The 25,602-nt window shown below is 72.5% G+C and carries 22 protein-coding genes; 17 read left to right on the forward strand and 5 right to left on the reverse strand.

Annotation, left to right across the window (positions count from 1 at the left end; translation table 11 throughout):
* The first annotated feature begins 47 nt into the window (after positions 1-47).
* Positions 48-1,565: a 3-hydroxyacyl-CoA dehydrogenase gene (locus ACT2CW_RS03730; RefSeq protein WP_445515462.1), complete on the forward strand. Its 1,518-nt coding sequence runs from the start codon at positions 48-50 to the stop codon at positions 1,563-1,565.
* Positions 1,566-1,567: 2 nt separating this feature from the next.
* The gene (locus ACT2CW_RS03735; RefSeq protein ID WP_182471905.1) at positions 1,568-2,161 is read left to right on the forward strand and encodes a TetR/AcrR family transcriptional regulator; all 594 of its coding nucleotides are present in this window, start codon (positions 1,568-1,570) and stop codon (positions 2,159-2,161) included.
* Between the two features lie 86 nt (positions 2,162-2,247).
* On the opposite strand, the gene ACT2CW_RS03740 is transcribed toward ACT2CW_RS03735, so the two are convergent.
* The gene (locus ACT2CW_RS03740; RefSeq protein WP_164434272.1) at positions 2,248-2,736 is read right to left on the reverse strand and encodes an Lrp/AsnC family transcriptional regulator; all 489 of its coding nucleotides are present in this window, start codon (positions 2,734-2,736) and stop codon (positions 2,248-2,250) included.
* Positions 2,737-2,918: 182 nt separating this feature from the next.
* Here ACT2CW_RS03740 and pdhA (ACT2CW_RS03745) point away from each other — a divergent pair, with 182 nt between their 5' ends.
* From pdhA (ACT2CW_RS03745) to ACT2CW_RS03785, 9 genes are all read left to right on the forward strand, one after another.
* Positions 2,919-4,061: a pyruvate dehydrogenase (acetyl-transferring) E1 component subunit alpha gene (pdhA, locus tag ACT2CW_RS03745; RefSeq protein WP_445515463.1), complete on the forward strand. Its 1,143-nt coding sequence runs from the start codon at positions 2,919-2,921 to the stop codon at positions 4,059-4,061.
* Positions 4,061-5,110: an alpha-ketoacid dehydrogenase subunit beta gene (locus ACT2CW_RS03750; protein ID WP_037964439.1), complete on the forward strand. Its 1,050-nt coding sequence runs from the start codon at positions 4,061-4,063 to the stop codon at positions 5,108-5,110. The genes pdhA (ACT2CW_RS03745) and ACT2CW_RS03750 overlap by 1 nt, the downstream gene beginning before the upstream one ends.
* On the forward strand, positions 5,110-6,540 hold the full coding sequence (locus tag ACT2CW_RS03755; RefSeq protein WP_445515464.1) for a dihydrolipoamide acetyltransferase family protein: 1,431 nt from the start codon (positions 5,110-5,112) through the stop codon (positions 6,538-6,540). The genes ACT2CW_RS03750 and ACT2CW_RS03755 overlap by 1 nt, the downstream gene beginning before the upstream one ends.
* Before the next feature lie 29 nt (positions 6,541-6,569).
* On the forward strand, positions 6,570-7,397 hold the full coding sequence (locus ACT2CW_RS03760) for an NTP transferase domain-containing protein (protein WP_445515465.1): 828 nt from the start codon (positions 6,570-6,572) through the stop codon (positions 7,395-7,397).
* A 245-nt stretch (positions 7,398-7,642) separates the two neighbouring features.
* Positions 7,643-9,487, forward strand: coding sequence for a molybdopterin molybdotransferase MoeA (locus tag ACT2CW_RS03765; RefSeq protein ID WP_445515677.1), 1,845 nt, complete (start codon positions 7,643-7,645; stop codon positions 9,485-9,487).
* A complete protein-coding gene (locus ACT2CW_RS03770; RefSeq protein ID WP_445515466.1) occupies positions 9,484-10,539 on the forward strand; it encodes a potassium channel family protein in 1,056 nt (351 codons plus the stop codon). Before ACT2CW_RS03765 ends, ACT2CW_RS03770 begins: the two co-directional genes overlap by 4 nt.
* 10 nt (positions 10,540-10,549) lie before the next feature.
* Positions 10,550-11,527 carry an NAD(P)H-quinone oxidoreductase gene (locus ACT2CW_RS03775; RefSeq protein WP_182471901.1) on the forward strand — a complete coding sequence of 326 codons (978 nt, stop codon included), beginning with the start codon at positions 10,550-10,552 and terminating at the stop codon, positions 11,525-11,527.
* A gap of 117 nt (positions 11,528-11,644) precedes the next feature.
* Complete coding sequence (locus ACT2CW_RS03780; protein WP_445515467.1) at positions 11,645-12,115, forward strand: hypothetical protein; 471 nt, start codon at positions 11,645-11,647, stop codon at positions 12,113-12,115.
* Between the two features lie 121 nt (positions 12,116-12,236).
* Positions 12,237-12,806 carry a bacterial proteasome activator family protein gene (locus ACT2CW_RS03785; protein WP_037964424.1) on the forward strand — a complete coding sequence of 190 codons (570 nt, stop codon included), beginning with the start codon at positions 12,237-12,239 and terminating at the stop codon, positions 12,804-12,806.
* Between the two features lie 184 nt (positions 12,807-12,990).
* Here ACT2CW_RS03785 and ACT2CW_RS03790 read toward each other — a convergent pair whose 3' ends face one another.
* Entirely contained in the window at positions 12,991-14,658 is a 1,668-nt protein-coding gene (locus tag ACT2CW_RS03790; protein ID WP_445515468.1) for a protein kinase domain-containing protein, read from the reverse strand.
* Between the two features lie 312 nt (positions 14,659-14,970).
* Between ACT2CW_RS03790 and ACT2CW_RS03795 the strand changes: the two genes are divergently transcribed.
* Complete coding sequence (locus tag ACT2CW_RS03795) at positions 14,971-16,557, forward strand: protein kinase domain-containing protein (RefSeq protein ID WP_445515469.1); 1,587 nt, start codon at positions 14,971-14,973, stop codon at positions 16,555-16,557.
* A 27-nt stretch (positions 16,558-16,584) separates the two neighbouring features.
* Here ACT2CW_RS03795 and ACT2CW_RS03800 read toward each other — a convergent pair whose 3' ends face one another.
* Together ACT2CW_RS03800 and ACT2CW_RS03805 are read right to left on the reverse strand one after the other, a co-directional pair.
* Entirely contained in the window at positions 16,585-17,625 is a 1,041-nt protein-coding gene (locus ACT2CW_RS03800) for a phosphotransferase (protein ID WP_414084400.1), read from the reverse strand.
* Positions 17,626-17,974: 349 nt separating this feature from the next.
* Positions 17,975-18,643: a response regulator gene (locus ACT2CW_RS03805; protein WP_445515470.1), complete on the reverse strand. Its 669-nt coding sequence runs from the start codon at positions 18,641-18,643 to the stop codon at positions 17,975-17,977.
* 322 nt (positions 18,644-18,965) lie between these two features.
* Between ACT2CW_RS03805 and pdhA (ACT2CW_RS03810) the strand changes: the two genes are divergently transcribed.
* The 5 genes from pdhA (ACT2CW_RS03810) to ACT2CW_RS03830 all read left to right on the forward strand — a co-directional run bounded on the left by pdhA (ACT2CW_RS03810) (position 18,966) and on the right by ACT2CW_RS03830 (position 24,641).
* Entirely contained in the window at positions 18,966-20,132 is a 1,167-nt protein-coding gene (pdhA, locus tag ACT2CW_RS03810; protein WP_445515471.1) for a pyruvate dehydrogenase (acetyl-transferring) E1 component subunit alpha, read from the forward strand.
* 1 nt (position 20,133) lies between these two features.
* Positions 20,134-21,114 carry an alpha-ketoacid dehydrogenase subunit beta gene (locus tag ACT2CW_RS03815; RefSeq protein WP_445515472.1) on the forward strand — a complete coding sequence of 327 codons (981 nt, stop codon included), beginning with the start codon at positions 20,134-20,136 and terminating at the stop codon, positions 21,112-21,114.
* A 22-nt stretch (positions 21,115-21,136) separates the two neighbouring features.
* Positions 21,137-22,579: a dihydrolipoamide acetyltransferase family protein gene (locus ACT2CW_RS03820; protein ID WP_445515473.1), complete on the forward strand. Its 1,443-nt coding sequence runs from the start codon at positions 21,137-21,139 to the stop codon at positions 22,577-22,579.
* Between the two features lie 110 nt (positions 22,580-22,689).
* Positions 22,690-23,349, forward strand: coding sequence for a GntR family transcriptional regulator (locus ACT2CW_RS03825; protein ID WP_138914755.1), 660 nt, complete (start codon positions 22,690-22,692; stop codon positions 23,347-23,349).
* Complete coding sequence (locus ACT2CW_RS03830; RefSeq protein ID WP_445515474.1) at positions 23,346-24,641, forward strand: MFS transporter; 1,296 nt, start codon at positions 23,346-23,348, stop codon at positions 24,639-24,641. Before ACT2CW_RS03825 ends, ACT2CW_RS03830 begins: the two co-directional genes overlap by 4 nt.
* A gap of 63 nt (positions 24,642-24,704) precedes the next feature.
* On the opposite strand, the gene ACT2CW_RS03835 is transcribed toward ACT2CW_RS03830, so the two are convergent.
* On the reverse strand, positions 24,705-25,529 hold the full coding sequence (locus tag ACT2CW_RS03835; protein WP_445515475.1) for a maleylpyruvate isomerase family mycothiol-dependent enzyme: 825 nt from the start codon (positions 25,527-25,529) through the stop codon (positions 24,705-24,707).
* Positions 25,530-25,602: the final 73 nt, after the last annotated feature.

Below are 25,602 nucleotides of genomic sequence, written 5' to 3' on the forward strand. Positions count from 1 at the left end.
GGACAACTTCGTCCCTGTGGACAACTTCGTCGAAAAGGATCTGCGGCATGACTGCGATCGACCGTGGGACCGACCGCGCCGGCCTCGTCGCCGTCGTCGGCACCGGCACGATGGGCCAGGGGATCGCCCAGGTGGCGCTGGCCGCGGGCCACCCCGTGCGGCTCTACGACGCCGCGCCCGGCCGTGCCTCCCGGGCCGCCGACGCCATCGCGGACCGGCTCGGCCGGCTGGTCGCCAAGGAGCACCTCACCGCCGCCGACCGCGACGCCGCCCTCGGCCGGCTCACCCCCGTGGCCGACCTCGCGGACCTGGCCGGGGCGGAGCTGGTGATCGAGGCGATCCTGGAGGAACTCGACGCCAAACAGCAGCTGTTCACCGCGCTGGAGTCGGTGGTCTCCGACGGCTGTCTGCTCGCCACCAACACCTCCTCCCTCTCCGTCACCGCCGTCGCGGGCGTCCTGCGCCGCCCCGGCCGCCTCCTCGGTCTGCACTTCTTCAATCCGGCCCCGCTGATGCCGCTGGTGGAGGTGGTGCGCGGCGCCGCCACGGACGAGACCGCCGCCGACCGCGCCCACGCCACCGTCGCGGCCTGGGGGAAGACCCCGGTGCGCTGCGCCGACACCCCCGGGTTCATCGTCAACCGGATCGCCCGCCCCTTCTACGCGGAGGCGTTCCGGGCGTACGAGGAGCGCGCCGCCGACCCCGCCACCCTGGACACCGTGCTGCGCGAGTCCGGCGGTTTCAGGATGGGCCCCTTCGAGCTCACCGACCTAATCGGCCAGGACGTGAACGAGGCCGTCACCCGATCCGTCTGGGAAGCGCTGTTCCACGATCCGAAATTCACCCCGTCCCTCGCCCAGCGGCAGCTCGTCGCCTCCGGGCGGCACGGGCGCAAGACGGGCCACGGCTGGTACGACCACGCCGAGGGCGCCGGGCGGCCCGCCCCGCACACCGCGGAGCCGTGCGAGCCGCCCGGCAAGGTCGCCCTCCATGGCGACCTGGGGCCCGCACAGGGGCTGGTCGGTCTCATCGAGGAGGCGGGCATACCAGTGACCCGCGAGCCCGCCGGGGCCCATCTCGCCCTGCCCGACGGCACCCGCCTGTCCCTGGCCGACGGCACGACCGCCACCGACGACCCCTTCGCCGCGTCGGTCCGCTTCGACCTGGCGCTGGACTACCGCACCGCCACCCGCGTCGCACTCGCCGCGTCCGCAGCCGCCCCCGAGGAGTCCCTGCGGTCCGCGGTCGGCCTGTTCCAGGCGCTCGGTAAGGAGGTCAGCGTGGTCCAGGACGTCCCCGGCATGGTCGTGGCCCGCACGGTCGCGATGCTCGTGGACTTCGCCGAGGACGCCGTCGCCCGCGGGGTGGCGAGCCCCGAGGACATCGACACCGCCATGCTGACCGGCGTCAACTACCCGCGTGGACCGCTGGCCTGGGGGCGCGCGCTCGGCGCCCGCTGGGTGCGCGACACCCTGCGCAACCTCCACCACGCCTGTCCGACCGGCCGCTACGCCCCTTCCCAGGCGCTGATCCGGCGTGCGGCCGCCGATGAGAGGCTGCTCTAATCATGACCATGGCCAAGCGCGACACCTACACGCCCGAATCGCTGCTCGCGGTCGCCGTGGAGGTGTTCAACGAGCGCGGCTACGACGGCACCTCCATGGAGCACCTGTCCCGGGCCGCCGGGATCTCCAAGTCCTCCATCTACCACCATGTGAAGGGCAAGGAGGAGCTGCTCAGACTGGCCATAAGCCGGGCCCTGGACGGGCTGTTCGGCATCCTCCAGGAGCCCGCCGCACGCGAGGGCCGGGCGATCGAGCGGCTGGAGCACGTGGCCCGGCGCACCGCCGAGGTGCTGATGGAGGAGCTGCCCTACGTCACGCTGCTGCTGCGCGTCCGGGGCAACACGGACACCGAGCGGTGGGCCATGGAGCGGCGCCGGGAGTTCGACCACCAGGTGGCCGAGCTGCTCAAGCGGGCCGCGGCCGACGGCGACCTGCGGTCCGACGTGGACGCCCGGCTGGCGACCCGGCTGCTCTTCGGCATGATCAACTCCATTGTGGAGTGGTACCGGCCGGGCCGCGGCGGGGCCGCTACCTCCCATGAGGTGGCCGAGGCCGTGATCCGTACGGCCTTCGCGGGCCTCCGCACCCAGACCTGACGCGCGACGCCCGCGGGGCGGTACGCCCCGCGCCCGGTCAGGGCGCACCACACCCGCGCCCGGACCGGGACACGGCCCTGGCCCCGCTACGGCTCCGAGTCCAGGTCCGTCTCCTCGAAGACCAGCAGGGTGCGGGTGCTCAGCACCTCCGGTATGGCCTGGATCCGGGTGAGGACCAGTTCGCGCAGCGAGCGGTTGTCCTCGGTGTGCACCAGCAGCAGCACATCGAAGTCCCCGCTGACCAGGGCGATGTGGGCGGCCCCGGGGAGCTGCCGGAGCTCTTCGCGCACGGTGCGCCAGGAGTTCTGGACGATCTTCAGCGTGATGTACGCGGACGCGCCCTGCCCGGCCCGCTCCTGGTCCACCCGGGCGGTGAAGCCGCGGATCACCCCGTCGTCGAGCAGGCGGTTGATCCGGGCGTAGGCGTTGGCGCGGGAGACGTGCACCTGCTCGGCCACGGAGCGTATGGAGGCGCGGCCGTCCATTTGGAGCAGACGCAGGATGTCGCGGTCGATGGAGTCCAGCGGGCGCGCCGGGGGTTTGCCGTCCGGATTGGCCATCTGTTCGCCCGGCATATCGTCCTGCCTCCCCTTCATGGACGTCCTGTCTTCATCTCAGGGGTCGCAGAACCGTTTGTCCACAGGCTCGGGTCGCCTGTAGCCAAAATGCGTCAACGACCGAACAATCGGTAGGGGAGGGCGATGCCGCCCGGCACGCCCCGCCCTCCCGCCGTACGCCACGCCCAGGAGGTCGCGCCATGACGGTCCTTGAGCAGCCCGGTGCCTACCGGCCCACTCCCCCGCCCGGCTGGCAGCCCCGCGTCGACGCCGCGCCGCTGCTGCCGGATGCGGAGCCGTACCGCCTGCTTGGCACCGCCGCTGCCGCCGACATCTCCCCCGATCTGCTGCTCCGGCTCCACCGCGAGCTGGTGCGCGGCCGCCGGTACAACACGCAGGCCACCGCCCTCACCCGGCAGGGCCGGCTGGCCGTCTATCCCTCCTCCACCGGGCAGGAGGCCTGCCAGGTCGCGGCCGGGCTGGTGCTGGAGGACCGCGACTGGCTCTTCCCCAGCTACCGCGACACCCTGGCCGCCGTGGTCCGCGGGCTCGACCCCGTCGACGCCCTGACCCTGCTGCGCGGCGACTGGCACTCCGGGTACGACCCCCACGCCCACCGCGTCGCCCCGCTGTGCACCCCGCTGGCCACCCAGCTGCCGCACGCCGTCGGCCTCGCCCACGCCGCCCGCCTCAAGGGCGACGACGTGGTGGCCCTCGCGCTGGTCGGCGACGGCGGCACCAGCGAGGGCGACTTCCACGAGGCCCTCAACTTCGCGGCCGTATGGCACGCCCCGGTCGTCTTCCTCGTCCAGAACAACGGCTTCGCGATCTCCGTCCCGCTCGCCAAGCAGACCGCCGCGCCCTCCCTCGCCCACAAGGCGGTGGGATACGGGATGCCCGGCCGGCTCGTCGACGGCAATGACGCGGCCGCCGTCCACGAGGTCCTGGCGGAGGCGGTGCGCCGGGCCCGCGGCGGAGGCGGCCCCACCCTGGTGGAGGCGGTCACCTACCGCATCGAGGCGCACACCAACGCCGACGACGCCACCCGCTACCGCCCCGACTCCGAGGTCGAGGCATGGCGCGCCCACGACCCGATAGCGCTCCTGGAGGAGGCCATGCGGGACCGCCATCTGCTGGACGACGAGAGGGTCCGGGCCGCGCGGGAGTCCGCGGAGCGGCTCGCCGCCGATCTGCGGACGCGGATGCACCAGGACCCGGTCCTCGACCCCATGGCGCTCTTCGAGCACGTCTACGCCGACCGGACCAGCCAGCTGCGCGAGCAGGCGGCCCAGCTGCGCGCCGAGCTCGACGCCGAGGCCGCGGACGCCGGGAAGGGGGAGTGATGACCACCGCTGTCGGGACCGACACCGCCCGTAAGCCCGCCACCATGGCCCAGGCCCTCGGCCGCGCGCTGCGCGACGCCATGGCCGCCGACCCGTCCGTCCATGTCCTCGGCGAGGACGTGGGCACCCTGGGCGGCGTCTTCCGGATCACCGACGGGCTCGCCGAGGAGTTCGGCGAGGACCGCTGCACGGACACGCCGCTGGCCGAGGCGGGGATCCTCGGCACCGCCGTGGGCATGGCGATGTACGGGCTGCGGCCGGTGGTCGAGATGCAGTTCGACGCCTTCGCCTATCCGTCCTTCGAGCAGCTCATCAGCCATGTCTCGCGGATGCGCAACCGCACCCGGGGCGCGATGCCCATGCCGATCACCGTGCGGGTCCCCTACGGGGGCGGCATCGGCGGCGTCGAGCACCACAGCGACTCCTCCGAGATCTACTACATGGCCACCCCCGGCCTCCAAGTCGTCGCCCCCGCGACCGTCGCCGACGCCTATGGGTTGCTGCGCGCCGCCATCGCCTCCGACGACCCCGTGATCTTCCTGGAGCCCAAGCGGCTGTACTGGTCCAAGGCCGACTGGTCGGCCGACGCCCCCGAGCAGGTGCCGCCCATCGGGCGCGCGGTGGTGCGCGGGCCCGGCAGCGGCGGCCGGCGCAGCGCCACCTTGATCTCCTACGGCCCCTCCGTGCCGGTGTGCCTCGAAGCCGCCGAGGCGGCCCGGGCCGAGGGCTGGGATCTGGAGGTCGTCGATCTGCGCTCGCTCGTCCCCTTCGACGACGAGACGGTGTGCGCCTCCGTGCGCCGCACCGGCCGCGCGGTCGTCGTCCATGAGTCCACGGGCTTCGGCGGGCCCGGCGGGGAGATCGCCGCCCGGGTCACCGAGCGCTGCTTCCACCATCTGGAGGCGCCCGTGCTGCGGGTCGCCGGATTCGACATCCCCTACCCGCCGCCGATGCTGGAGCGGCACCATCTGCCCGGGGTGGACCGGGTGCTGGACGCCGTCGCCCGGCTCCAGTGGGAGTCGGAGTGGACCGAGGGGAGCGCGGTCTGATGGCTGTCGTGAGGGAGTTCACCCTGCCCGATCTGGGCGAGGGGCTGACCGGCGCCGAGATCGTGCGCTGGCTGGTCCAGGTCGGCGATGTGGTCGCGGTCGACCAGCCGGTGGTCGAGGTCGAGACGGCCAAGGCGATGGTGGATGTGCCGTGCCCCTACGGCGGTGTGGTGACGGCCCGTTACGGCGAGGAGGGCGCGGAGGTGCCGGTCGGGGCGGCGCTGATCACGGTCGCCGTGCCGGAGGGCTCGGACGACGGATCCGGTCCGCCGGTCGCCGAGAGCGCGATCGACGGCACGTCGGGCAATGTGCTGGTCGGCTATGGCACGGTCGGTCCCGCCGCGCGGCGCCGCCGGGTTCGGCCCTCCCCCGGGCCGCTGCGCGAGACGCCCACGGCGGCTGGCGGACCGCTGCCCGAGACGGCGGCGGCCCCGGCCCCGCTCCGGCGTGAGACGGCGGCGGACCCTGCCGCGCCCGTGCGCGAGACGACGACGGCTCCTGCCGGGCCCCTTCCGGTGATCTCGCCCCTGGTGCGGCGGCTGGCCCGGGAGCACGATGTCGATCTGCGGCAGCTCAGGGGCTCGGGCCCCGAGGGGCTGATTCTGCGGGCGGACGTCGAGCGAGCGGTCGCGGGCACGGCGCCCGCCCCCGCCGCGCCCGCACCCTCCGCTCCTGCCGCGCCCGCCCCCGCCGCTCCCGCTTCCGTAGCGCCCGCGCCCGCCTCCGCAGGCCGCGCCCCGGAGGGGGAGCGGGTTCCGCTGCGGGGGGTGCGGGGCGCCGTGGCCGACAAGCTCGCGCGCAGCCGGCGCGAGATCCCCGACGCGACCTGCTGGGTGGACGCCGACGCGACCGAACTGCTCGCCGCCCGTGCGGCGATGAACGCCGCGGGCGAGACCAAGGTCTCCGTGCTCGCCCTCCTGGCCCGTATCTGCACGGCGGCCCTCGCGCGCTTCCCCGAGCTCAACGCCACGGTGGACATGGAGGGCCGGGAGATCATCCGGCTCCCCGGCGTCCACCTCGGCTTCGCGGCCCAGACGGACCGGGGTCTGGTGGTCCCGGTGGTGCGCGACGCCCACACGCGGACCATAGAGGGGCTCTCCGAGGAGATCGCCCGGCTGACCGAGGCCGCGCGGACCGGGACCCTCGCCCCCGCGCAGCTCACCGGCTCCACCTTCACCCTGAACAACTACGGGGTGTTCGGGGTCGACGGCTCGACGCCGATCATCAACCACCCCGAGGCGGCGATGCTCGGGGTCGGGCGGATCGCCCCGAAGCCCTGGGTGCACCAGGGTGAGCTGGCGGTGCGCCAGGTGGTGCAGCTGTCGTTCACCTTCGACCACCGGGTGTGCGACGGGGGCACCGCCGGTGGATTCCTGCGGTTCGTGGCCGACTGCGTGGAGCAGCCCATGGTGTTGCTGCGGCGGCTGTAGCGGATGCCCGGCGGCGCCATACTCATGGGGTGACTCCAGGTGCGTATGACGCAGTGATCCTGGCCGGTGGCGCCGCTCGGCGGCTCGGTGGGGTGGACAAGCCCGCGCTGCGGGTGGGTGGGCGAGCCCTGCTCGACCGGGTGCTGGACGCATGCCGCGGCGCCGGGCGCACCGTCGTCGTCGGCCCGCGCAGACCTACGGCGCGGCCGGTGCGGTGGGCCCGGGAGGAGCCCCCCGGCGGCGGTCCGGTCGCGGCCGTCGACGCGGGCATCCGGCAGACCACGGCTCCGGTCGTCCTCGTCCTCTCCGCCGATCTGCCGTTCCTCACCCACGAGACCGTCGAGACCCTCCTCACCGGTCTCCAGGGCGCCGAAGGGGCCGTGCTCATCGACCCCGACGGCCGTGAGCAGCCCCTTGTCGCCGCCTACCGCGCCGAGCCGCTGCGCCGCGAGATCGCCCTCCTCGCCACCGAACACGGCGGCCTCGGCGGGCTGCCCCTCCGCCTCCTCGTCTCCGAGCTGGCCCTGGCCCGCCTCCGGCACCCCACCGCGTCGTTCGACTGCGACACCTGGGAAGACATCACCACGGCTCGAGCGCGCATCAGGGAGCATGGACACGTGTTGGACGAATGGATTGCCGCAGTCAAGGCCGAACTCGGGATCGACCTGGATGTCGACACCGCGGCCCTACTCGATCTGGCCCGTGACGCCGCACATGGCGTCGCCCGGCCCGCCGCCCCCCTGACCACCTTTCTCGTCGGCTACGCCGCGGCCCAGAAGGGCGGTGGCCCGGAGGCGCTGGCCGCCGCCACCGAGAAGGCCGCGGCGCTGGCGGCGCGTTGGGCCGAGGAGCAGTGACACCTCGCCACCCCCGGGACGGGGACCCGCTCGACCGCGAGGTCGACGAGGCGCTGGCGCTGGCCAATGAATCGCCGCCGCAGGGCCCGGAGCCGCCCGGAGCGGAACCGGAGGAGGACTGGGCCGACGCCGCGCTCAGCCTGGCCAATGGCCGCCCGGCCCAACCCACCCGGGAGCGAGGCCCCGGCGACACCGACGGCCCCCGCGAGCCCGGCGACACCGACGGCACCGGCCACGCGGACGACATCGACGCCATCGCCGGCACCGGCGCCCGCACCGGCACCAGCACAGGCACGGGCACCCGCACAGGCGCCCCGGCCCGGACGGACTGGGTCGAGACCGCGCTCGACCTGGCACGGGACGCAGCGGAAGAGCCGACGGCGCTCCTGGATGCCCAAGGTCACGTACGCCGAAGGCCAGAGGTGTATTCGAGGAGCCGGTCTTCGGGTAGTCCCACGTCGGAGGGCACTGGCGCCAAACGCACGCGGTCCAGGGCCCCCGCCCATCAGACCCCGCCCCCGCACCCGAAACGTACCCCCGGCCCATCCGCACCCCACCCGCAGCCCTCCATGGACGCACCGCACCGCCGCCCCACCTCCTGGCCCGACGCCCGCGCCATCGCCGCCCGCGCCGCGGTCAAGGAGGCCGCCCACACCGCCCCGGTGATGCGGCCGCTGTCCGAGGCGCTCGGCCAGGTCCTGGCCGTGCCGCTCGCCGCGCTCACCGATCTGCCGCCCTTCGACACCTCCGCCATGGACGGGTGGGCGCTCTCGGGCCCCGGCCCCTGGCGGCTGCCGACCGGTGCCGAGGACCAGGAGCACCCCGGCATCCTCGCCGGACACGGTGAGACGGCCCCCCTCCCCGACGGCCACGCGGTCCGCATCGCCACCGGCGCCCGCGTCCCGCCCGGTGCCACCGCCGTACTGCGCAGCGAGTACGGCACCGACGCGGGTGACGGCTGGCTGCACGCGTCCCCCGCCCACCCCGTCGTCCTCGGCCAGGACATCCGCACCCGTGGCCAGGAGTGCCGCAGCGGCGATCAGCTGCTGCCCGCCGGGACCCTGGTCACCCCCGCCGTCCTGGGCCTGGCCGCCGCGGCCGGGTACGACGAGCTGCCGACGGTGCGCAGGCCGCGCGTCGAGGTGCTGGTCCTCGGCGACGAACTGCTCACCGAGGGGCTGCCGCACGACGGCCGGATCCGGGACGCACTGGGGCCGATGGTCGGGCCGTGGCTGCGGGCGCTCGGCGCCGAGGTCATGGGCACCCGGCGGCTGGCCGACGAGGAGGACGTGGTCCACGCGGCGGTGGCCGAGTCGACCGCCGACGTCGTCGTGACGACCGGGGGCACGGCTTCGGGCCCCTTGGACCATGTCCACCCCACCCTGCGCCGCCTGGGCGCCGAACTGCTGGTGGACGGCGTGGCGGTGCGCCCCGGCCACCCGATGCTGCTGGCCCGCCTCGCCCGCGAAAGCCCCCTGAAACAAAGCCCCACAGACCAGGGAAATCCCGGAAACACCGAACCTCCTGAACCCCTCGAACGCCCCGAACGCCCAGGCCGCCCCGCCCGGCATCTGGTGGGGCTCCCGGGCAATCCGCTCGCGGCGGTGTCCGGTCTGCTGACCCTCGCGGAGCCGCTGCTGCGGACGATGACGGGCCGCCCGGCCCCGGACCCCGGCCCGGCCCCGCTGGCCGAGGCCGTGCAGGGGCATCCGCGGGACACCCGGCTGGTCCCCGTGACCTTCCGGCAGGACGCGGCGGTGCCGCTACGCTTCAACGGCCCGGCGATGCTGCGCGGCATCGCGGCGGCCGACGGCCTCGCCGTGATCCCGCCCGGCGGGGCGAAGCGCGGCACGGAGGTCGACGTACTGGATCTCCCTTGGTCGGCGAGTGCGACAGAGCAGCCGAGCCATACGGAGCAGGCGCCCCAGCGCACCGACCAGGCGCGCCAACGCCCAGCCGAAGCACCCCAACGCCCAGCCGCAGCGCCCCAACGCCCAGCCCAAGCAAGCCAGCGCACCGACCAAGCACCCCAGCGCACCACCCAGGCGACCGACGGTGAGGACATATCCCCCCAGGAGGGCCCGGCGTGAAGCTGCCCAGCCATGACGCGGCTGCCCGCACCCCCGGGGACGGCGGCCACCGCGTCCATCTGCCCCACTTCCCCGCGGGCCCGCTGCGCCAGGTCGCCCGCCGGTTGTTGCTGGCGCTGCTGGTGCTGGTGCTGACGGTGGCCATCGTGTACCTCGACCGGGCCGGCTACCACGACAACGCCGACGAGCGGGTCGACTTCCTCGACTCCGTCTACTACTCGACCGTCACGCTGTCCACGACCGGATACGGCGACATCGTGCCGCACAGCGACAGTGCGCGGCTCAGTAACATCCTGCTGGTCACGCCGTTGCGCGTGCTCTTTCTGATCATCCTGGTCGGCACCACCCTGGAAGTCCTGGCCGAACGCACCCGCGAGCAGTACCGCCTGAACCGCTGGAGGTCAGCGTTGCGTGATCACACCGTCGTCGTGGGCTTCGGTACGAAGGGGCGGTCCGCGGTGGAGACCCTTTGCGCGACGGGGCTGTCCAAGAACCGGGTGGTCGTGGTGGACCCCAACCACAAGGTGATCGAGGCGGCCAACGCGGAGGGGTTCGCGGGGGTGGTCGGCGACGCTACCCGCAGCGATGTGCTGTTGCGGGCGGAGGCGCAGCGCGCCCGCCAGTTCGTGATCGCCACCCAGCGCGATGACACCGCCGTCCTGGTCACGCTGACGGCCCGGCAGCTCAACCGGGGCGCCAACATCGTGGCGGCGGTGCGCGAGGAGGAGAACGCGCCGCTGCTGCGCCAGTCCGGGGCCGACGCGGTGATCACCAGCGCCAGCGCGGCGGGCCGTCTGCTGGGCATGAGCGTGCAGAGCCCGACGGCCGGTGCGGTGATCGAGGATCTGATCCAGCATGGCACGGGCCTGGACCTGGTGGAGCGCACGGTGGTGAAGGCCGAGGTGGGCAAGTCGGTGCGGGACACGGAGGACCTCGTGGTGTCCGTGCTGCGCGGCCATCGCCTCCTCGCGTACGACGACCCCGACGCCAGCCCGCTGCGGGCGGCCGACCGCTTGATCACAATCGTTCGCGCGCCGATGGTCCAGGAGTAGCCTCGCGCCCATGCATGCGATCACGATTCCCGAACCCGGTGGCCCCGAAGCGCTGGTATGGGCGGAGGTCCCCGATCCCGTGCCCGGTGAGGGCGAGGTCCTGGTCGACGTGGCGGCCGCCGGCGTCAATCGCGCGGATGTGCTCCAGCGCCAGGGCCACTATCCGCCGCCGCCCGGAGCCTCGCCCTACGCCGGTCTGGAGTGCTCGGGCCGGATCTCGGCGCTCGGCCCCGGCGTCACCGGCTGGGCGGTGGGCGACGAGGTGTGCGCCCTGCTCGCGGGCGGTGGATACGCCGAGAAGGTGGCGGTTCCCTCGGGCCAGCTGCTGCCCCTTCCCGAGGGCGTGGACCTGGTCACGGCCGCGGCGCTGCCCGAAGTGACCGCCACCGTCTGGTCCAACGTCTTCATGATCTCTCATCTCCGGCCGGGCGAGACGCTGTTGGCGCACGGCGGATCGAGCGGCATCGGCACCATGGCGATCCAGCTCGCGAAGGCGGTCGGGGCGCGGGTCGCGGTGACCGCGGGCGGTCCGGAGAAGCTGGCCGCCTGCCAGGAGCTCGGCGCCGACATCCTGATCGACTACCGCGAGCAGGACTTCGTCGAGGAGATCCGCCGGGCCACCGACGGCGCGGGCGCGGACGTCATCCTGGACATCGTCGGCGCGAAGTACCTGGCCCGGAATCTGGAGACGCTCGCGCTCAACGGACGGCTGGCGATCATCGGGCTCCAGGGCGGCGTGAAGGCCGAGCTGAACCTGGCCACCCTGCTGTCCAAGAGCGCCGCCGTGACGGCCACCGGGCTGCGGGGCCGCTCGCTGGCACAGAAGTCGGCGATCATCGCGGCGGTACGGGAGCATGTCTGGCCGCTGATCGGCGGCGGCCGGGTCCGTCCGGTCGTCCACAGCACCGTCCCGATGCGGGAGGCACCGGAGGCCCACCGGCTGCTGGAGTCGAGCGCGCATGTGGGCAAGATCCTCCTGACGACCTGAGCGTCCTGACGACCTGAGCGCCACGGGTCCGTACGGCGGCGTTCAGGATGCCCGGTAGCTACCCTCATGTGACGCTGATCCCGTTACGCAACGGTTCGGCACGGGAGGGTGACCACCGTGAACCCTGCGACGCTTCGCACACTCCCCGCGGCGGCCCTGCTGGCGGGCACCGCCCTGGCCGCGGCCCCCGCCGCGTCCGCCACCCCCGCCGCCCCGGCCCCCGCCGACGACGGCGGCGGGCTGGCGGGCACCCGCGCGGGCGAGGGCCGTGCGCACCCCGGCCGCACCGGGACGCCGACCCCCTCGACGCCGGACGGGGACCCCTCCGCCGACACCGGGGACGACGAGGGCACCGGGCGGTTCTCGGTGGTGCCCGAGTGGACGCCGTCCTCCCTTCCCGTCCCGCAGCGGCCGCACCGGCACCAGGCGCGCGAATCGCTTCCGTCCGGACAGCCTTACGGTGCTCAGCGGACCGCCGCCGAACCCGGCGCGCGGGCGATGCGGGTACTGCCGCTGGGCACCGGTCTCGCGCTCACCGGTCTCGGCCTCGGCCTGGCGTTCTTCGGTCTGCGGCTGCGCCGTCGCTGAGCACCGCCACGGATCTGATGGCCGCCGCTGACGACCGCTGCTGACGGCCGCCGCTGTTGATCGCCGCAGAATCCTCGACCCTCGCCCGTCGTACCGGGTGCCGGTGCGGAACAATGGGGGTATGAACCAGCCGATGAACGAACGAGCGCAGGAGAGCCCGCACGTCCTGGTCGTCGGTCCGGACGGCATGGCACTCGGCGGCGTCGCTCCTGCTTCCGGCGAGGGCGGTGGTGACGACGAGTCGCGCGAGGTTCCCGTGACGGACATGGTCGAACAGCCGGCGAAGGTCATGCGCATCGGCAGCATGATCAAGCAGCTGCTGGAGGAAGTTCGCGCCGCACCTCTGGACGAGGCCAGCCGGGTCCGGCTCAAGGAGATCCACTCCAGCTCGGTGAAGGAGCTGGAGGACGGGCTGGCACCCGAGCTGATCGGGGAGCTGGAGCGGCTGTCGCTGCCCTTCACGGACGAGGCGGTGCCCACCGAGGCGGAACTGCGCATCGCCCAGGCTCAGTTGGTCGGCTGGCTGGAGGGGCTGTTCCACGGCATCCAGACCACCCTGTTCGCCCAGCAGATGGCGGCGCGCGCCCAGCTGGAGCAGATGCGCCGGGCGTTGCCGCCGGGGATCGGCGGGGGCGAGGAGGACGAGGACCTGCCCAAGCCGGGCGGCGCCCGCTCGGGGCCGTACCTCTGAGCCGCTGAGCCGCTCCCCGAGCACATGCGCCGGACAAAACAACCGGACACAACGACCGGACACGCACCGGACCGGACACGCCCCGGATCGGACACAACGAAACGACGCCGCGGGCCTCACCTTCCGATGAGGCCCGCGGCGTCGTCGTATGCCTGTGCCGGCGCGGCGTGGGAGCCGCCCGCTCCTACCCCGGGTTGCCGGTGGAGACGGTCAGCTCGATGGTGTCCGTCTTGGGGTTGTACGGCTCGTAGTTCCGGTACGTGTAATTGAGGACGGTGCCCTTGCCCCACAGATTCTCGTCCTGGGGCACCACGCGGTACTTCCAGCCCGCGGCGCGGATGCACTTCTTCACCGAGTCGATGTAGAGGTTCTGGAAGTCGGGCACCGAGTACGTGCCCTTCTCATCCGTGTCCTCGTACGCGTCGGTGCACTTCTTCGGGTCGATGGTCTTGGTCTTGTCGCCCATGCGGAAGCCCGCGGCGGTGTCGGAGGCCGACGGCGACGCCTTACCGCCGTGACCGCCCCCCTTGCTCTCGTCCTTCTTGGAGCCGCCGCCGTCGCCGCTGAGCGCGATGACCAGGATCACGGCGACCACCGCGATCGCCGCGACGACGGCCGAGCCTATGATCACGCCCTTGTTGCCCCTGCCGCCCCCGCTGCCGGACGGCGTCGAGGGCGAGATGTTGTACGGCGGTGGGGTGCTGGGGCCCTGGTACGACGGCGTCGGCGTCTGATAGCCCCCCTGCCCCAGCGGTGTCGTGGACGGCGCCTGGCCGACCGGGGGCGGCGGGGTGGACGGGCCGAAGGCGCCGAACTGCCCGGGGGAGTGCTGCGGCTGGTACGGCGTCTGGACGCTGCCGGGGCCGGGCGCGGGCGTCTGCTGGTCGATCGGCGGGAAGACCGCCGAGCCGACACCGGCGCCGCTGCGGGCCGGGGGGCCGCCGCTGATGATGATGGGGGAGGCGCCGGTCTGCCCGGTACGGGCGACTCGTGCGCATTCGTCGCGCATGGCCTCGGCGGTCGGGAAGCGCTCGTTCGGGTTCTTCTTCAGGGCGCGGGCGACCAGCGCGTCCACCGCCGGGGGAATGGACTGGTTGATCGAGGAGGGTGCGACCGGCTCCTCCTGGACGTGTGCGTACGCGATGGCCAGCGGCGAGTCCGCGTCGAAGGGCAGCCGGCCGGTCAGCAGCTCGAAGAGCATGATGCCGACCGAGTACAGGTCGCTGCGGGCGTCCACGCCGCGGCCCAGCGCCTGCTCGGGCGAGAGGTACTGCGGGGTGCCGACGACCATGCCGGTCTGGGTCATGGAGGTGACCCCGGACTGCATGGCGCGGGCGATGCCGAAGTCCATGACTTTGACCACATTACGCTTGGTCATCATCACGTTACCTGGCTTGATGTCGCGGTGGACCAGCCCCATCTCATGGCTGATTTCCAGCGCCGCCAGCACATCGCTGGTGATCTTCAGTGCCTTTTCGGTCGGCATCGCGCCGTATTGCCGGACATCGACGTCCAGAACCGAGCGCAGCGGGTGCCCCTCGACGTACTCCATGACGATGTACGGCATCAGTGAGCCGTCGATCGCGTCCTCGCCGGTGTCGAAGACCGAGACGATATTGGTGTGCGTGAGCTTCGCCACCGCCTGGGCCTCGCGGCGGAACCGCTCGCGGAAGGACTGTTCGCGTCCCAGCTCGGTGTGGAGTGTCTTGATCGCGACCTGGCGGTCCAGCACGGTGTCATAGGCCAGGTGAACGGAGGCCATGCCACCCTCACCCAGCAGGTCACGCAGCTGATACCGGCCGTTCGCCAGAGAGTGGCCTTGATACCTGCCCGATGCGCCGTACTGGCTCATTTCGTACTTCCCCCTCGGCGCACTCACTACTCTGACGCGCACGTTTCGACGCATTGATCTTGATGTTCTGGATATCGTGGCCAAGTCTGCCCCAGGCCACGGACACGTCAAGCCGCGTTGCCCGTTCCGTGACCGGATGCGCAAGAACCCGTCACGCGATTTGCATCGCTTCACCGTCAACAGGTTTGATGGCCGGTCCATCACCAACCGATACACGGCGCGAAGGCTGTAGCGTGCCTAGCGGGAACCGTACCGCCCGTGGGCGGGGCGATCTCGACCCCACCCCCACCGAGAACGAGACGGCGAGGACCGATGGCACAGACCCAGAGCGCCCAGGGGCCCTCCGAACCTGACGCCAGCGGGTCCGGAATGCCGGATACGCCCGAGGTGTGGGGCAACGGAGGACTTGTCGGCGATGGCCGATATCGGCTTACCAGTCGACTCGGCCGCGGCGGTATGGCGGAGGTGTTCGCCGCCGAGGACCTCCGGCTCGGCCGCACCGTCGCGGTGAAACTGCTCCGCGCCGACCTGGCCGAGGATCCGGTGTCCAAGGCCCGCTTCACCCGCGAGGCTCAGTCCGTGGCCGGGCTGAACCACCACGCCGTGGTGGCGGTCTACGACTCCGGTGAGGACACCGTCGGCCAGAACACCGTGCCGTACATCGTCATGGAGCTGGTCGAGGGCCGGACCATCCGCGATCTGCTGCTCAACGCCGAGGCCCCGCCGCCGGACCAGGCGCTGATCATCGTCTCCGGGGTGCTGGAGGCGCTCGCCTACAGCCATCAGCACGGCATCGTGCACCGTGACATCAAGCCCGCCAACGTGATCATCACCCACAGCGGCGCGGTCAAGGTCATGGACTTCGGCATCGCCCGCGCCCTGCACGGCGCGCAGTCCACCATGACCCAGACCGGCATGGTCATGGGCACACCGCAGTACCTCTCGCCGGAGCAGGCACTCGGCAAGGCCGTGGACCACCGCTCCGACCTCTACGCCACCGGCTGTCTGCTCTACGAGCTGCTGGCGCTGCGTCCGCCGTTCACCGGGGAGACCCCGCTGTCGGTGGTGTACCAGCACGTCCAGGACACCCCGGTGCCCCCGTCGGAGACCTCCGGCACCGTGCCGCCGGAGCTGGACGGCCTGGTCATGCGCTCCCTCGCCAAGGACCCGGACGACCGGTTCCAGAGCGCCGAGGAGATGCGCGGGCTGGTCCAGTACGCGCTCCAGATGCTCCACGAGGCCGGCGGCCACACCGGCATGTGGAACACCGGCCCGGTCACCCAGCACCTGGGCGCCGCCACCCCCGCCATGGGCATGCCGGGCGTCGGGGCCACCACTGCGCTGCCGCACCCGGGCCACGGCGAGACCTCCCAGCAGCCGATCGTCACCGGCCCCGGTGGCGGGGGCGGCGGCTACCACGGCGGTTCCGGCCGCCGTAAGGGCCGCGGCAGGATGTGGCTGATCGCCGTGCTCGCGGTGATCGCGGTCGCGACGGGGGTCGCCTTCGCCCTCCAGATGGGCGACAAGGACGGCGGGAAGCAGCCGAACAAGCACCAGACGTCGGTCACCCAGGAGAAGACGGAGAAGCCGACCGACAAGCCGAGCGACGACTCGAACGACGCGACGGCCCCGAGCGACGAGGACGCCACCTCCGGGGACACGGGCGACGACTACACCCCGACCGCGAACCCGACGCCGACGTACCAGGACGACCCCACGGGCGAGCCGACGGACCCGGAGACGGACCCGGGCACCGGCGAGCCGACCGGCGAGGAGACCACCCCCGGCGGCGGCGAGGAGACCACCGCGCCGACGGACCCGGAGACCGACCCGGGCACCACTGAGCCCACCGGTGGGACGGCGGGCGCCACGGACGGCGGCGCCGGCGGCACCCCCTGACGGCCGGGGCGCCCCGCGGCGTCCCCGTCACCCGCAGAAGGCGTCGCGGACCGCGTCGTACTCCCGGGTCCACCACACCACCAGCGCGGCGGCCGCCGGGAACTGCGGATCGGCGCGCCGGTCCCGGCGCTGGTAGCGCCAGCGCAGCATCCAGAAGTCGTTGAGCCGCTCCCACCACACCCGGTGCACGGCCGCGGCCATCTCGGAGGTCCCGGCCCCCGCCGCGCGGCGGTACGCCCGCGCGTAGGAGCGCACCTTGGTGAGCTCCAGGGTGCCGTCGGGCCGTACGAAGAAGATCGCGGCGGCCCGGACCGCCTCCTCGGCGCGCGGCTGCACCCCGAGCCGGTCCCAGTCGACGATGGCGGCCGGTTCCGTGTCGCGGTAGAGCAGGTTCAGCGGGTGGAAGTCGCCGTGTACCCAGCCGGCGACGGGGACCGCGTCCGCCTCCGGGCGGCGGTGGGCGTGCCGCTCCACCAGCGCCCGCCGCTCGACCAGCCGGTGCTCGGCGAGCTCGTCGAAGCTGTCGCGGTTCCGGCGCCCCCGGATCAGCGTGAGCAGCTCGTCGATGACGGCGAAGGTGTCCTCGGGGTCGGCGGCGGCCTCCACGGGCGGTCTGCGGTCACCCGTACGGGCCCGCATGACGCGCTCAAGACAGGTGTGGACGAGCCCGAGCAGCCCGCCGAGGCGCCAGCACTGCGGGGCGGTCAGCTCACCGCCGTCGCGGTGCCGCCCGTCGATCCAGGGGTGTAACGCGTAGCAGCGGCCGCCGATGACGGCGACCGTACGGCCGTCGGCGTCCGGGACCGGCGGGGCGACGGGCACTCCGAGCGCCTCCAGCCGCTGGGTGACGCGGTGCTGGCGGGCGATGGCGGTGCGGTCGCCGTCGAGGTGGTGTTTGAGGAAGAACCGGCCGCGGGTGGTGGCGAGGCGGTAGCCCCGGTTGAGCAGCCCCTGGGTGAGCGGTTCGCAGGAGACGGCCTCACCGGCGGTGTCATAGCGGCGGAGCAGGGCGCTCAGGGTTTCCCCGTCGGGAGCGGCCTCGGCGGAGCATACATGTGAGCGCGGCACCTGCCAGATGTTAGATCACCGGGTGTCACCGTCAGTACGCGCGGAGACGGGGCGCGGTGCCCTGGGGCACGGTGGGTTGACCGGGACGGGGCGAGGCGTCTTGGCGCCTGCGGCGGGCTGTTCTCCCCTCCCCGCCCCTTCCCGAAACTGGGGCTCCGCCCCAGACCCCGCGGTTCAGGGGCGAGGCCCCAGCCAGGCGGCTCCGCCGCGTGGTCCGCCGGGCTCGAGCACCCCGAAGGGGCGCGGGGCGGTGTCGATGTGCGGCTCCGCCGCGTGGGCGCGATCAGCCACGACGGTGCCGCGGACGGACGACGACGCATCGTGGCACTCCAGCTCCAGCAAAGCGCGCTCAGCGCTTCTGCGCTTGCGTCGCCTGCATTCGGGCGACGTACGCCGCCGCCTGGGAGCGGCGTTCCATGCCCAGCTTGGAGAGCAGGCTGGAGACATAGTTCTTGATCGTCTTCTCGGCGAGGTGCAGCCGCTCGCCGATCGCCCGATTGGTGAGCCCCTCCCCGATCAGCAGCAGGATCCGGCGCTCCTGCTCGGTGAGGGCGGCGAGCTGGTCGTCCAGTTGGGGGGCGGTCTGGCCGCGCAGCCGCTCCAGCACCCGGGCGGTGGCCACCGGGTCGAGCAGCGACCGGCCCGCGGCCACGTCCCGGACCGCGGCGAGCAGTTCGTCACCGCGGATGTCCTTCAGGACATAGCCGGAGGCGCCCGCGATGATGGCGTCGAAGAGTGCCTCGTCGTCGGCGAAGGAGGTGAGCATCATGCAGCGGACGTTCTCGTACCGGGTGCGGATCTCCCGGCAGACCTCGACCCCGCTGCGGTCGGGCAGCCGGATGTCCAGGACGGCGACGTCCGGGCGGGCGGCCGGGATCCGCGCCAGCGCGTCGGCCGCGGTGCCCGCCTCGCCGACCACCTCCATGTCCGGCTCGCCCGCGAGCAGGTCTCGTACGCCACGTCGGACGACTTCATGGTCGTCGACCAGGAAAATCCCTATTTTTCCTTCTTCGCGCACGGATCCAGTCTCACACACGAAGTCTTCCCGCGTCGTCACCCAGCGGGATACCGTGCGCTTGTCCGGCGGCCTGCGGGGCTGTGACCAGTGGAAGTTTCCCCACCCGCGCGATTTACTTGGAAATCCAAGCAAAATTGCAGGTCAGGTGGGGTTTCGCAGAGATGCGACCCACTGGGTAACGTGCTTTGTGCAGGGCCAGCCGCCGGGAACCTGTCACGCCCGGTCATGCTCCGGCGCACCCACCCCGTGCGCCGTGGCGGGACGGGCGAGCCGCAACTGGCCGCCGGCGGATCCCGGAGGCCGGACAGACGGAGGAGCACACGTGACCGTGGAGAGCACTGCCGCGCGCAAGCCGCGCCGCAGCGGAGCCAAGCGCAGCACCACCGCGCGGGACACCAAGAAGCAGCCTGCGGGCCAGATCGAACTCGTACAGCTGCTGACCCCCGAGGGCGAGCGGGTCGAGCACCCCGAGTACGCCATCGACCCCACCCCGGAGGAGCTGCGCGGTCTGTACCGGGACATGGTGCTGACACGGCGGTTCGACGCCGAGGCCACCACCCTCCAGCGCCAGGGCGAACTGGGCCTGTGGGCCTCGCTGCTCGGCCAGGAGGCGGCGCAGATCGGCTCCGGCCGGGCGCTGAACGACGCCGACTACGTCTTCCCCACCTACCGCGAGCACGGCGTGGCGTGGTGCCGGGGCGTCGACCCGACCAATCTGCTGGGGATGTTCCGTGGGGTGAACCACGGCGGCTGGGACCCGAACAGCAACAACTTCCACCTGTACACCATCGTGATCGGCTCGCAGACCCTGCACGCGACCGGCTACGCGATGGGCGTGGCCAAGGACGGCGCGGACGCCGCGGTCCTGGCCTACTTCGGGGACGGCGCCTCCAGCCAGGGCGATGTCGCCGAATCGTTCACCTTCTCCGCGGTCTACAACGCCCCGGTCGTCTTCTTCTGCCAGAACAACCAGTGGGCCATCTCCGAGCCCACCGAGAAGCAGACCCGGGTGCCGCTCTACCAGCGCGCCCAGGGCTTCGGCTTCCCCGGGGTGCGGGTGGACGGCAATGACGTGCTCGCCTGTCTGGCCGTCACCAAGGCCGCGCTGGAGCGGGCGCGCACCGGGCAGGGCCCGATGCTCATCGAGGCGTTCACCTACCGCATGGGCGCCCACACCACCTCCGACGACCCCACGCGCTACCGCTCCCCCGAGGAGCGGGAGCTGTGGGAGACCAAGGACCCGATCCTGCGGCTGCGCACCCTGCTGACCCGCGAGGGCCTGGCCGACGACGCGTACTTCGCCGACCTCGAGGAGGAGAGCGACGCGCTGGCCAAGCGGGTCCGGGACGCGGTACGGGCCATGCCCGACCCCGAGGACATGGCGATGTTCGAGCACATCTACGCCGACGGGCACGCGCTCGTCGACGAGGAGCGGGCGCAGTTCGCCGAGTACCAGGCTTCGTTCGTCACCGCTGAGGAAGGCATCTGACATGGCCGCCGAGAAGATGTCGCTCTCCAAGGCGATCAACGCGTCCCTGCGGACGGCCCTCGAGACCGACCCCAAGGTCCTGATCATGGGCGAGGACGTCGGCAAGCTGGGGGGCGTCTTCCGCGTCACCGACGGCCTCCAGAAGGACTTCGGCGAGGACCGGGTCATCGACACCCCGCTCGCCGAGTCCGGCATCGTGGGCACCGCGATCGGGCTCGCGCTGCGCGGCTACCGCCCGGTGGTGGAGATCCAGTTCGACGGTTTCGTCTTCCCCGCCTACGACCAGATCGTCACCCAGCTCGCCAAGATGCACGCACGCTCGCTCGGCAAGGTCAAGCTGCCGGTCGTCGTCCGGATTCCGTACGGCGGCGGCATCGGCGCGGTGGAGCACCACAGCGAGTCGCCGGAGGCGCTGTTCGCGCATGTGGCGGGGTTGAAGGTGGTCTCGCCGGCCAACGCGTCCGACGCCTACTGGATGCTCCAGCAGGCCATCGGCAGCGATGACCCGGTGATCTACTTCGAGCCCAAGCGCCGCTACCACGACAAGTCCGAGGTGGACACCGCCGCGATCCCCGGGCCGCTGCACGCCGCCCGGGTGGTGCGGCCGGGGGCGGACCTGACGCTCGCGGCCTACGGCCCGATGGTGAAGGTCGCCCTGGACGCCGCCGCGGCCGCCGCCGAGGAGGGCAAGTCGATCGAGGTCCTGGACCTGCGGTCGATGTCGCCGATCGACTTCGACTCGATCCAGCGTTCCGTGGAGCGGACGGGGCGGCTGGTCGTCGTCCACGAGGCACCGGTATTCCTGGGTACCGGGTCGGAGATCGCCGCGCGCGTCACCGAGAGGTGCTTCTATCACCTCGAGGCCCCGGTGCTGCGGGTCGGCGGCTTCCACTCGCCGTACCCGCCGTCACGGCTCGAGGACGAGTACCTTCCGGGGCTGGACCGGGTGCTCGACGCCGTAGACCGCGCGTTGGCGTACTGAAGGGCTTGAGGAGATCGTGACGATGACCGCAGTCGAACAGCGCTTCCGTGAGTTCAAGATGCCCGATGTGGGCGAGGGGCTGACCGAGGCCGAGATCCTCAAGTGGTTCGTGGCGCCGGGTGACACCGTGACCGACGGTCAGGTGGTGTGCGAGGTCGAGACCGCCAAGGCCGCCGTCGAGCTGCCCATCCCCTTCGACGGCGTGGTGCACGAGCTGCGCTTCGAGGAGGGCGCCACCGTGGACGTGGGCACGCCGATCATCTCGGTGGACACCGACCCCGGAGCGGGGGAGGCGGCGCCCCAGGCCGCTCCCGCCGCCGAGGCCCCCGCCGCCGAGAAGCCGGCCGCCGCGGCCGAGCCCGAGGAGAAGGAGGGCCGCCAGGCCAATCTGGTCGGCTACGGGGCGGCGCCCGCCTCCACCAAGCGCCGTCCGCGCAAGCCGCAGCGGTCCGCGCCCGCCCCCTCCGCCGGGGCGCCCGCGCCCCAGGAGCCCGCCCCCGCGCCCGCGCGCCCCGAGGCCGCCCCCGCCCCCGCCCCTGCCCCCGCGCCCGAGCTGAACGGCAGCGGCCGGACCGCCCGGCCGCTGGCCAAGCCGCCGGTCCGCAAGCTGGCCAAGGACCTGGGCATCGACCTGGAGACGGTCACCCCGAGCGGGGCGGACGGGATCATCACCCGCGAGGACGTCCACGCGGCCGCCGAGGCCGTCCAGGCGGCCCGGGAGACGCCCGTGGCGGCCCCGTCCGCGGCCGGCACGGCCGCCTCGGCCCGGGAGCGCCGGGTGCCCGTGAAGGGCGTACGGAAGGCCACCGCGCAGGCGATGGTCCACAGCGCCTTCACCGCCCCGCATGTGACCGAGTTCGTGACGGTCGACGTGACCCGCACGATGAAGCTCGTGGCCGACCTCAAGCAGGACCCGGAGCTGTCCGGGCTGCGGGTCAACCCGCTGCTGCTGGTCGCCAAGGCCCTGCTGGTGGCCATCCGGCGCAACCCGGACATCAACGCCACCTGGGACGAGGACAACCAGGAGATCGTCTACAAGGACTACGTCAATCTGGGCATCGCGGCGGCGACACCGCGCGGGCTGATCGTCCCCAACATCAAGGACGCCGGCGCCAAGACCCTGCCCGAACTGGCGTCCGCCCTGGGTGAGCTGGTCAGCACCGCCCGTGAGGGCAAGACCACCCCGGCGGCGATGTCCGGCGGCACGATCACCATCACCAACGTCGGCGTCTTCGGCATCGACGCGGGTACCCCGATCATCAACCCCGGGGAGTCCGCGATCCTCGCCTTCGGCGCGGTCAAGCTCCAGCCGTGGGTCCACAAGGGCGAGGTCAAGCCGCGCCAGGTGACCACGCTTGCGCTCTCCTTCGACCACCGGCTGGTCGACGGCGAGCTGGGCTCCAAGGTGCTCGCGGATGTCGCGGCCGTCCTGGAGCGCCCCAAGCGCCTGATCACATGGGCCTGACCACATGGGCCTGATCACGCGGGCCTGAGCACCTTCTGACACTCATCCCCCGTCCGCATCGCGGACGGGGGATGAGCGCGCATGCATCTTGTATCTATGATGTGCGCATCATGAGTCCCGCCGATACGGCCACCAAGCCGCCCCCCGCCGCCGAACGCGTCTACCACCACGTCAAACAAGCCGTCCTCGACCGCCGCTACGAGGGCGGCACACTGCTGAGCGAGGGCGAACTCGCGGACGCCGTCGGGGTCTCCCGCACCCCCGTCCGGGAGGCGTTGCTGCGCCTGGAGGCCGAGGGGCTGCTCAAGCTCTATCCGAAGAAGGGCGCCCTGGTGCTGCCCGTCTCCTCCCAGGAGATCGCGGACGTGGTCGAGACCCGGCTGCTGGTGGAGCAGCACGCGGTCGCCAAGGTCGTCCCGGCCGGCGGGCAGCTGCTGGCGCGGCTCGAGGAGCTGCTGGAGGAGCAGCGGATGCATGCCGCGGCCGGGGATTTGGCCGCCTTCGCCGCCGCCGACCGCTGCTTCCACGCGGCGATCGTCCGGGCGGCGGGAAACGCCATCCTGGCGCAGCTGTACGACCAGTTGAGAGACCGCCAGCTGCGGATGGGCGTGGCCACCATGCACGCCGAGCCCGGCCGCATCGCCAAGAACATCACCGAGCACACGGAGATCCTCCAGGCCCTGCGCGCCGGGGACGCCGGTTTCGCGTCCGGTCTGGTGCAGCGCCACATCAGCTGGGTGAACAACCTCGCCCGGGGTGAGGCGCGATGACCTCGCCCCAGTTGCCCGGTGATCCACCCGGCGGACGTCGTGCCGTCGCCGTATGGGGCCTGGGCGTCGCCGTCTACTTCGTCGCCATCACCTATCGCACCAGCCTCGGCGTCGCCGGTATCGACGCCGCCGAGCGGTTCCACATCAACGCCTCGGCGCTGTCGACCTTCTCCATCCTCCAGGTGCTGGTCTACGCCGGTATGCAGATACCGGTCGGGCTCATGGTCGACCGTCTCGGCACCCGTAAGGTGCTCATGCTCGGCGTGGTGCTCTTCACCCTGGGGCAGTTCGGCTTCGCGCTCTCCCACTCGTACCCGATGGCCCTGGGCTCCCGGGCGCTGCTCGGCTGCGGTGACGCGATGACCTTCATCAGTGTGCTGCGGCTCGGCTCGCGCTGGTTCCCGGCCCGCCGGGGGCCGGTGATCGCCCAGGTCGCCGCGCTCTTCGGCATGGCGGGCAACCTGGTCTCCACGCTGGTGATCGCCCGGGCGCTGCACAGCGCCGGCTGGACCACGACCTTCGCGGGCAGCGCGCTCGGCGGGGTGGCCATCCTCGTCCTGGTGCTGCTCTTCCTCAAGGACCACCCGAAGGGCTACGAGCCCGCGCCCGCCTCCCATATGGGCGCCGACTACGTCCGCCGGCAGATCGCGGACGCCTGGCGCGAGCCCGGCACCCGGCTGGGCCTGTGGGTCCACTTCACCACCCAGTTCCCGGCGATGGTGTTCCTCCTGCTGTGGGGGATGCCGTTCCTGGTCGAGGCCGAGGGGCTGTCCCGGGCCACCGCGGGTCAGCTGCTGACCCTCATCGTGCTGTCCAATATGGCGGTCGGCCTGGTCTACGGCCAGGTCATCGCCCGGCACCACGCCGCCCGCGCCCCGCTGGCCCTCGGCACGGTCGGCGCCACCGCGCTGCTGTGGGGCACCGTGCTGCTCTGGCCGTCCGCCCACGCACCCATGTGGCTGCTGATCGTCCTGTGCGTGGTGCTCGGCGCCTGCGGACCCGCGTCGATGATCGGCTTCGACTTCGCCCGGCCCGCCAATCCGCCCGAGCGGACCGGCACCGCCTCGGGAATCGTCAACATGGGCGGCTTCACGGCCTCGATGACCACTCTGCTGGCCGTCGGCGTCCTGCTGGACCTGACCGGCGAGAACTTCCGGATCGCGTTCGCCTCGGTGTTCGTGCTCCAGGCGCTCGGCGTCGCCCAGATCCTGCGGCTGCGCGGCCGGGCGCACCGCCGGGAGCGCGAGCGCGTGGTCGCGAGCCGCGTCGAGGCGGTGCACGTACCGGCGTGACGCCGTGGCCCTCCGAGCCCCGGAGCGTGCTACGGCGTGACCGCGACTCCGAGCCCCGGAGCGCTACGGCGTGACCGCGAAGTGCTGGAGGATCGCCTCCGCCAGCTGCTGGTCGCCCTCGATCTTCAGCCGCTCCGCGACCGCCTCGGGCCGCACCCGCCCGCAGGCCAGCCGGACGTAGGTCTCCCAGTCCAGGGCGAGGGTGACCGTCGGCCCCAGCGAGACGCTGCCGTCGATGGTGCCCCGGCCGTCCGCGTCGACCCGGACCGTCCGCATGAACTCCATCGGGCCGTGCACATCGAAGACGACGGCCGACTGGGGCGCCGCGCCCGCGTCCTTGGCGACCACCTTCGGCAGCCCCGACAGCAGCAGGTCACGGGTGACCGTGGCGCCCGGCGAGTCGAGGTTGCCCGGCTTGTTCAGGGCCCGCCGCAGATCCTGTTCGTGCACCCAGACGTCGAAGGCCCGCCGCGTCAGGGCCTCCCCCAGCGTCACCTCGGTGCCGCCGGGCCAGCGCACCATGGCGTCCGGCTGGCGCTTCTCGTTCCGCAGCTGGCGGCCCCGGCGGATGACGGTGTACTCCAGCTCGGAGGTCATCTCGGGCGCGGTGTGGCAGCGCCGTACGTCGACCTGGACCTCCATGTACCGCGACAGCTCGTTGGTGACGTGGTAGAGGTCGCGCGGCAGGGTGTGGATGGGGCGGGGATCGCCGAGCATCTCGCATTCGAGGCCGATCACATGCGAGACGACGTCCCGCACCGACCATCCCGGGCACTCGGTGGCGCGGTTCCACTCGCTCTCCGCTAGCGGGTTGACCAATTCCGTTATCGCGTCGATGGAGTGCGTCCAGGCGTCGATGGAGGTCTGAAGGCTGGGATGGACGGTCACGGGACCCCTCGGGCGGTTGGTGCGCGGGCTGGGTGCTGGTGTGTGCGTTCAAGTTACGCTGCCAACGAGCGCA

This window comes from Streptomyces sp. NEAU-174 (assembly GCF_052665095.1).

Coding starts and splice junctions, on each gene's coding strand:
- ACT2CW_RS03795 (WP_445515469.1), top strand. CDS start 14,971: ATGGCACAGACCCAGAGCGCCCAGGGGCCCTCCGAACCTGACGCCAGC.
- ACT2CW_RS03815 (WP_445515472.1), top strand. CDS start 20,134: ATGGCCGCCGAGAAGATGTCGCTCTCCAAGGCGATCAACGCGTCCCTG.
- pdhA (WP_445515463.1), top strand. CDS start 2,919: ATGACGGTCCTTGAGCAGCCCGGTGCCTACCGGCCCACTCCCCCGCCC.
- ACT2CW_RS03750 (WP_037964439.1), top strand. CDS start 4,061: ATGACCACCGCTGTCGGGACCGACACCGCCCGTAAGCCCGCCACCATG.
- ACT2CW_RS03730 (WP_445515462.1), top strand. CDS start 48: ATGACTGCGATCGACCGTGGGACCGACCGCGCCGGCCTCGTCGCCGTC.
- ACT2CW_RS03830 (WP_445515474.1), top strand. CDS start 23,346: ATGACCTCGCCCCAGTTGCCCGGTGATCCACCCGGCGGACGTCGTGCC.
- ACT2CW_RS03735 (WP_182471905.1), top strand. CDS start 1,568: ATGACCATGGCCAAGCGCGACACCTACACGCCCGAATCGCTGCTCGCG.
- ACT2CW_RS03820 (WP_445515473.1), top strand. CDS start 21,137: ATGACCGCAGTCGAACAGCGCTTCCGTGAGTTCAAGATGCCCGATGTG.
- ACT2CW_RS03790 (WP_445515468.1), bottom strand. CDS start 14,658: ATGAGCCAGTACGGCGCATCGGGCAGGTATCAAGGCCACTCTCTGGCG.
- ACT2CW_RS03825 (WP_138914755.1), top strand. CDS start 22,690: ATGAGTCCCGCCGATACGGCCACCAAGCCGCCCCCCGCCGCCGAACGC.
- ACT2CW_RS03775 (WP_182471901.1), top strand. CDS start 10,550: ATGCATGCGATCACGATTCCCGAACCCGGTGGCCCCGAAGCGCTGGTA.
- ACT2CW_RS03740 (WP_164434272.1), bottom strand. CDS start 2,736: ATGCCGGGCGAACAGATGGCCAATCCGGACGGCAAACCCCCGGCGCGC.
- ACT2CW_RS03755 (WP_445515464.1), top strand. CDS start 5,110: ATGGCTGTCGTGAGGGAGTTCACCCTGCCCGATCTGGGCGAGGGGCTG.
- ACT2CW_RS03785 (WP_037964424.1), top strand. CDS start 12,237: ATGAACCAGCCGATGAACGAACGAGCGCAGGAGAGCCCGCACGTCCTG.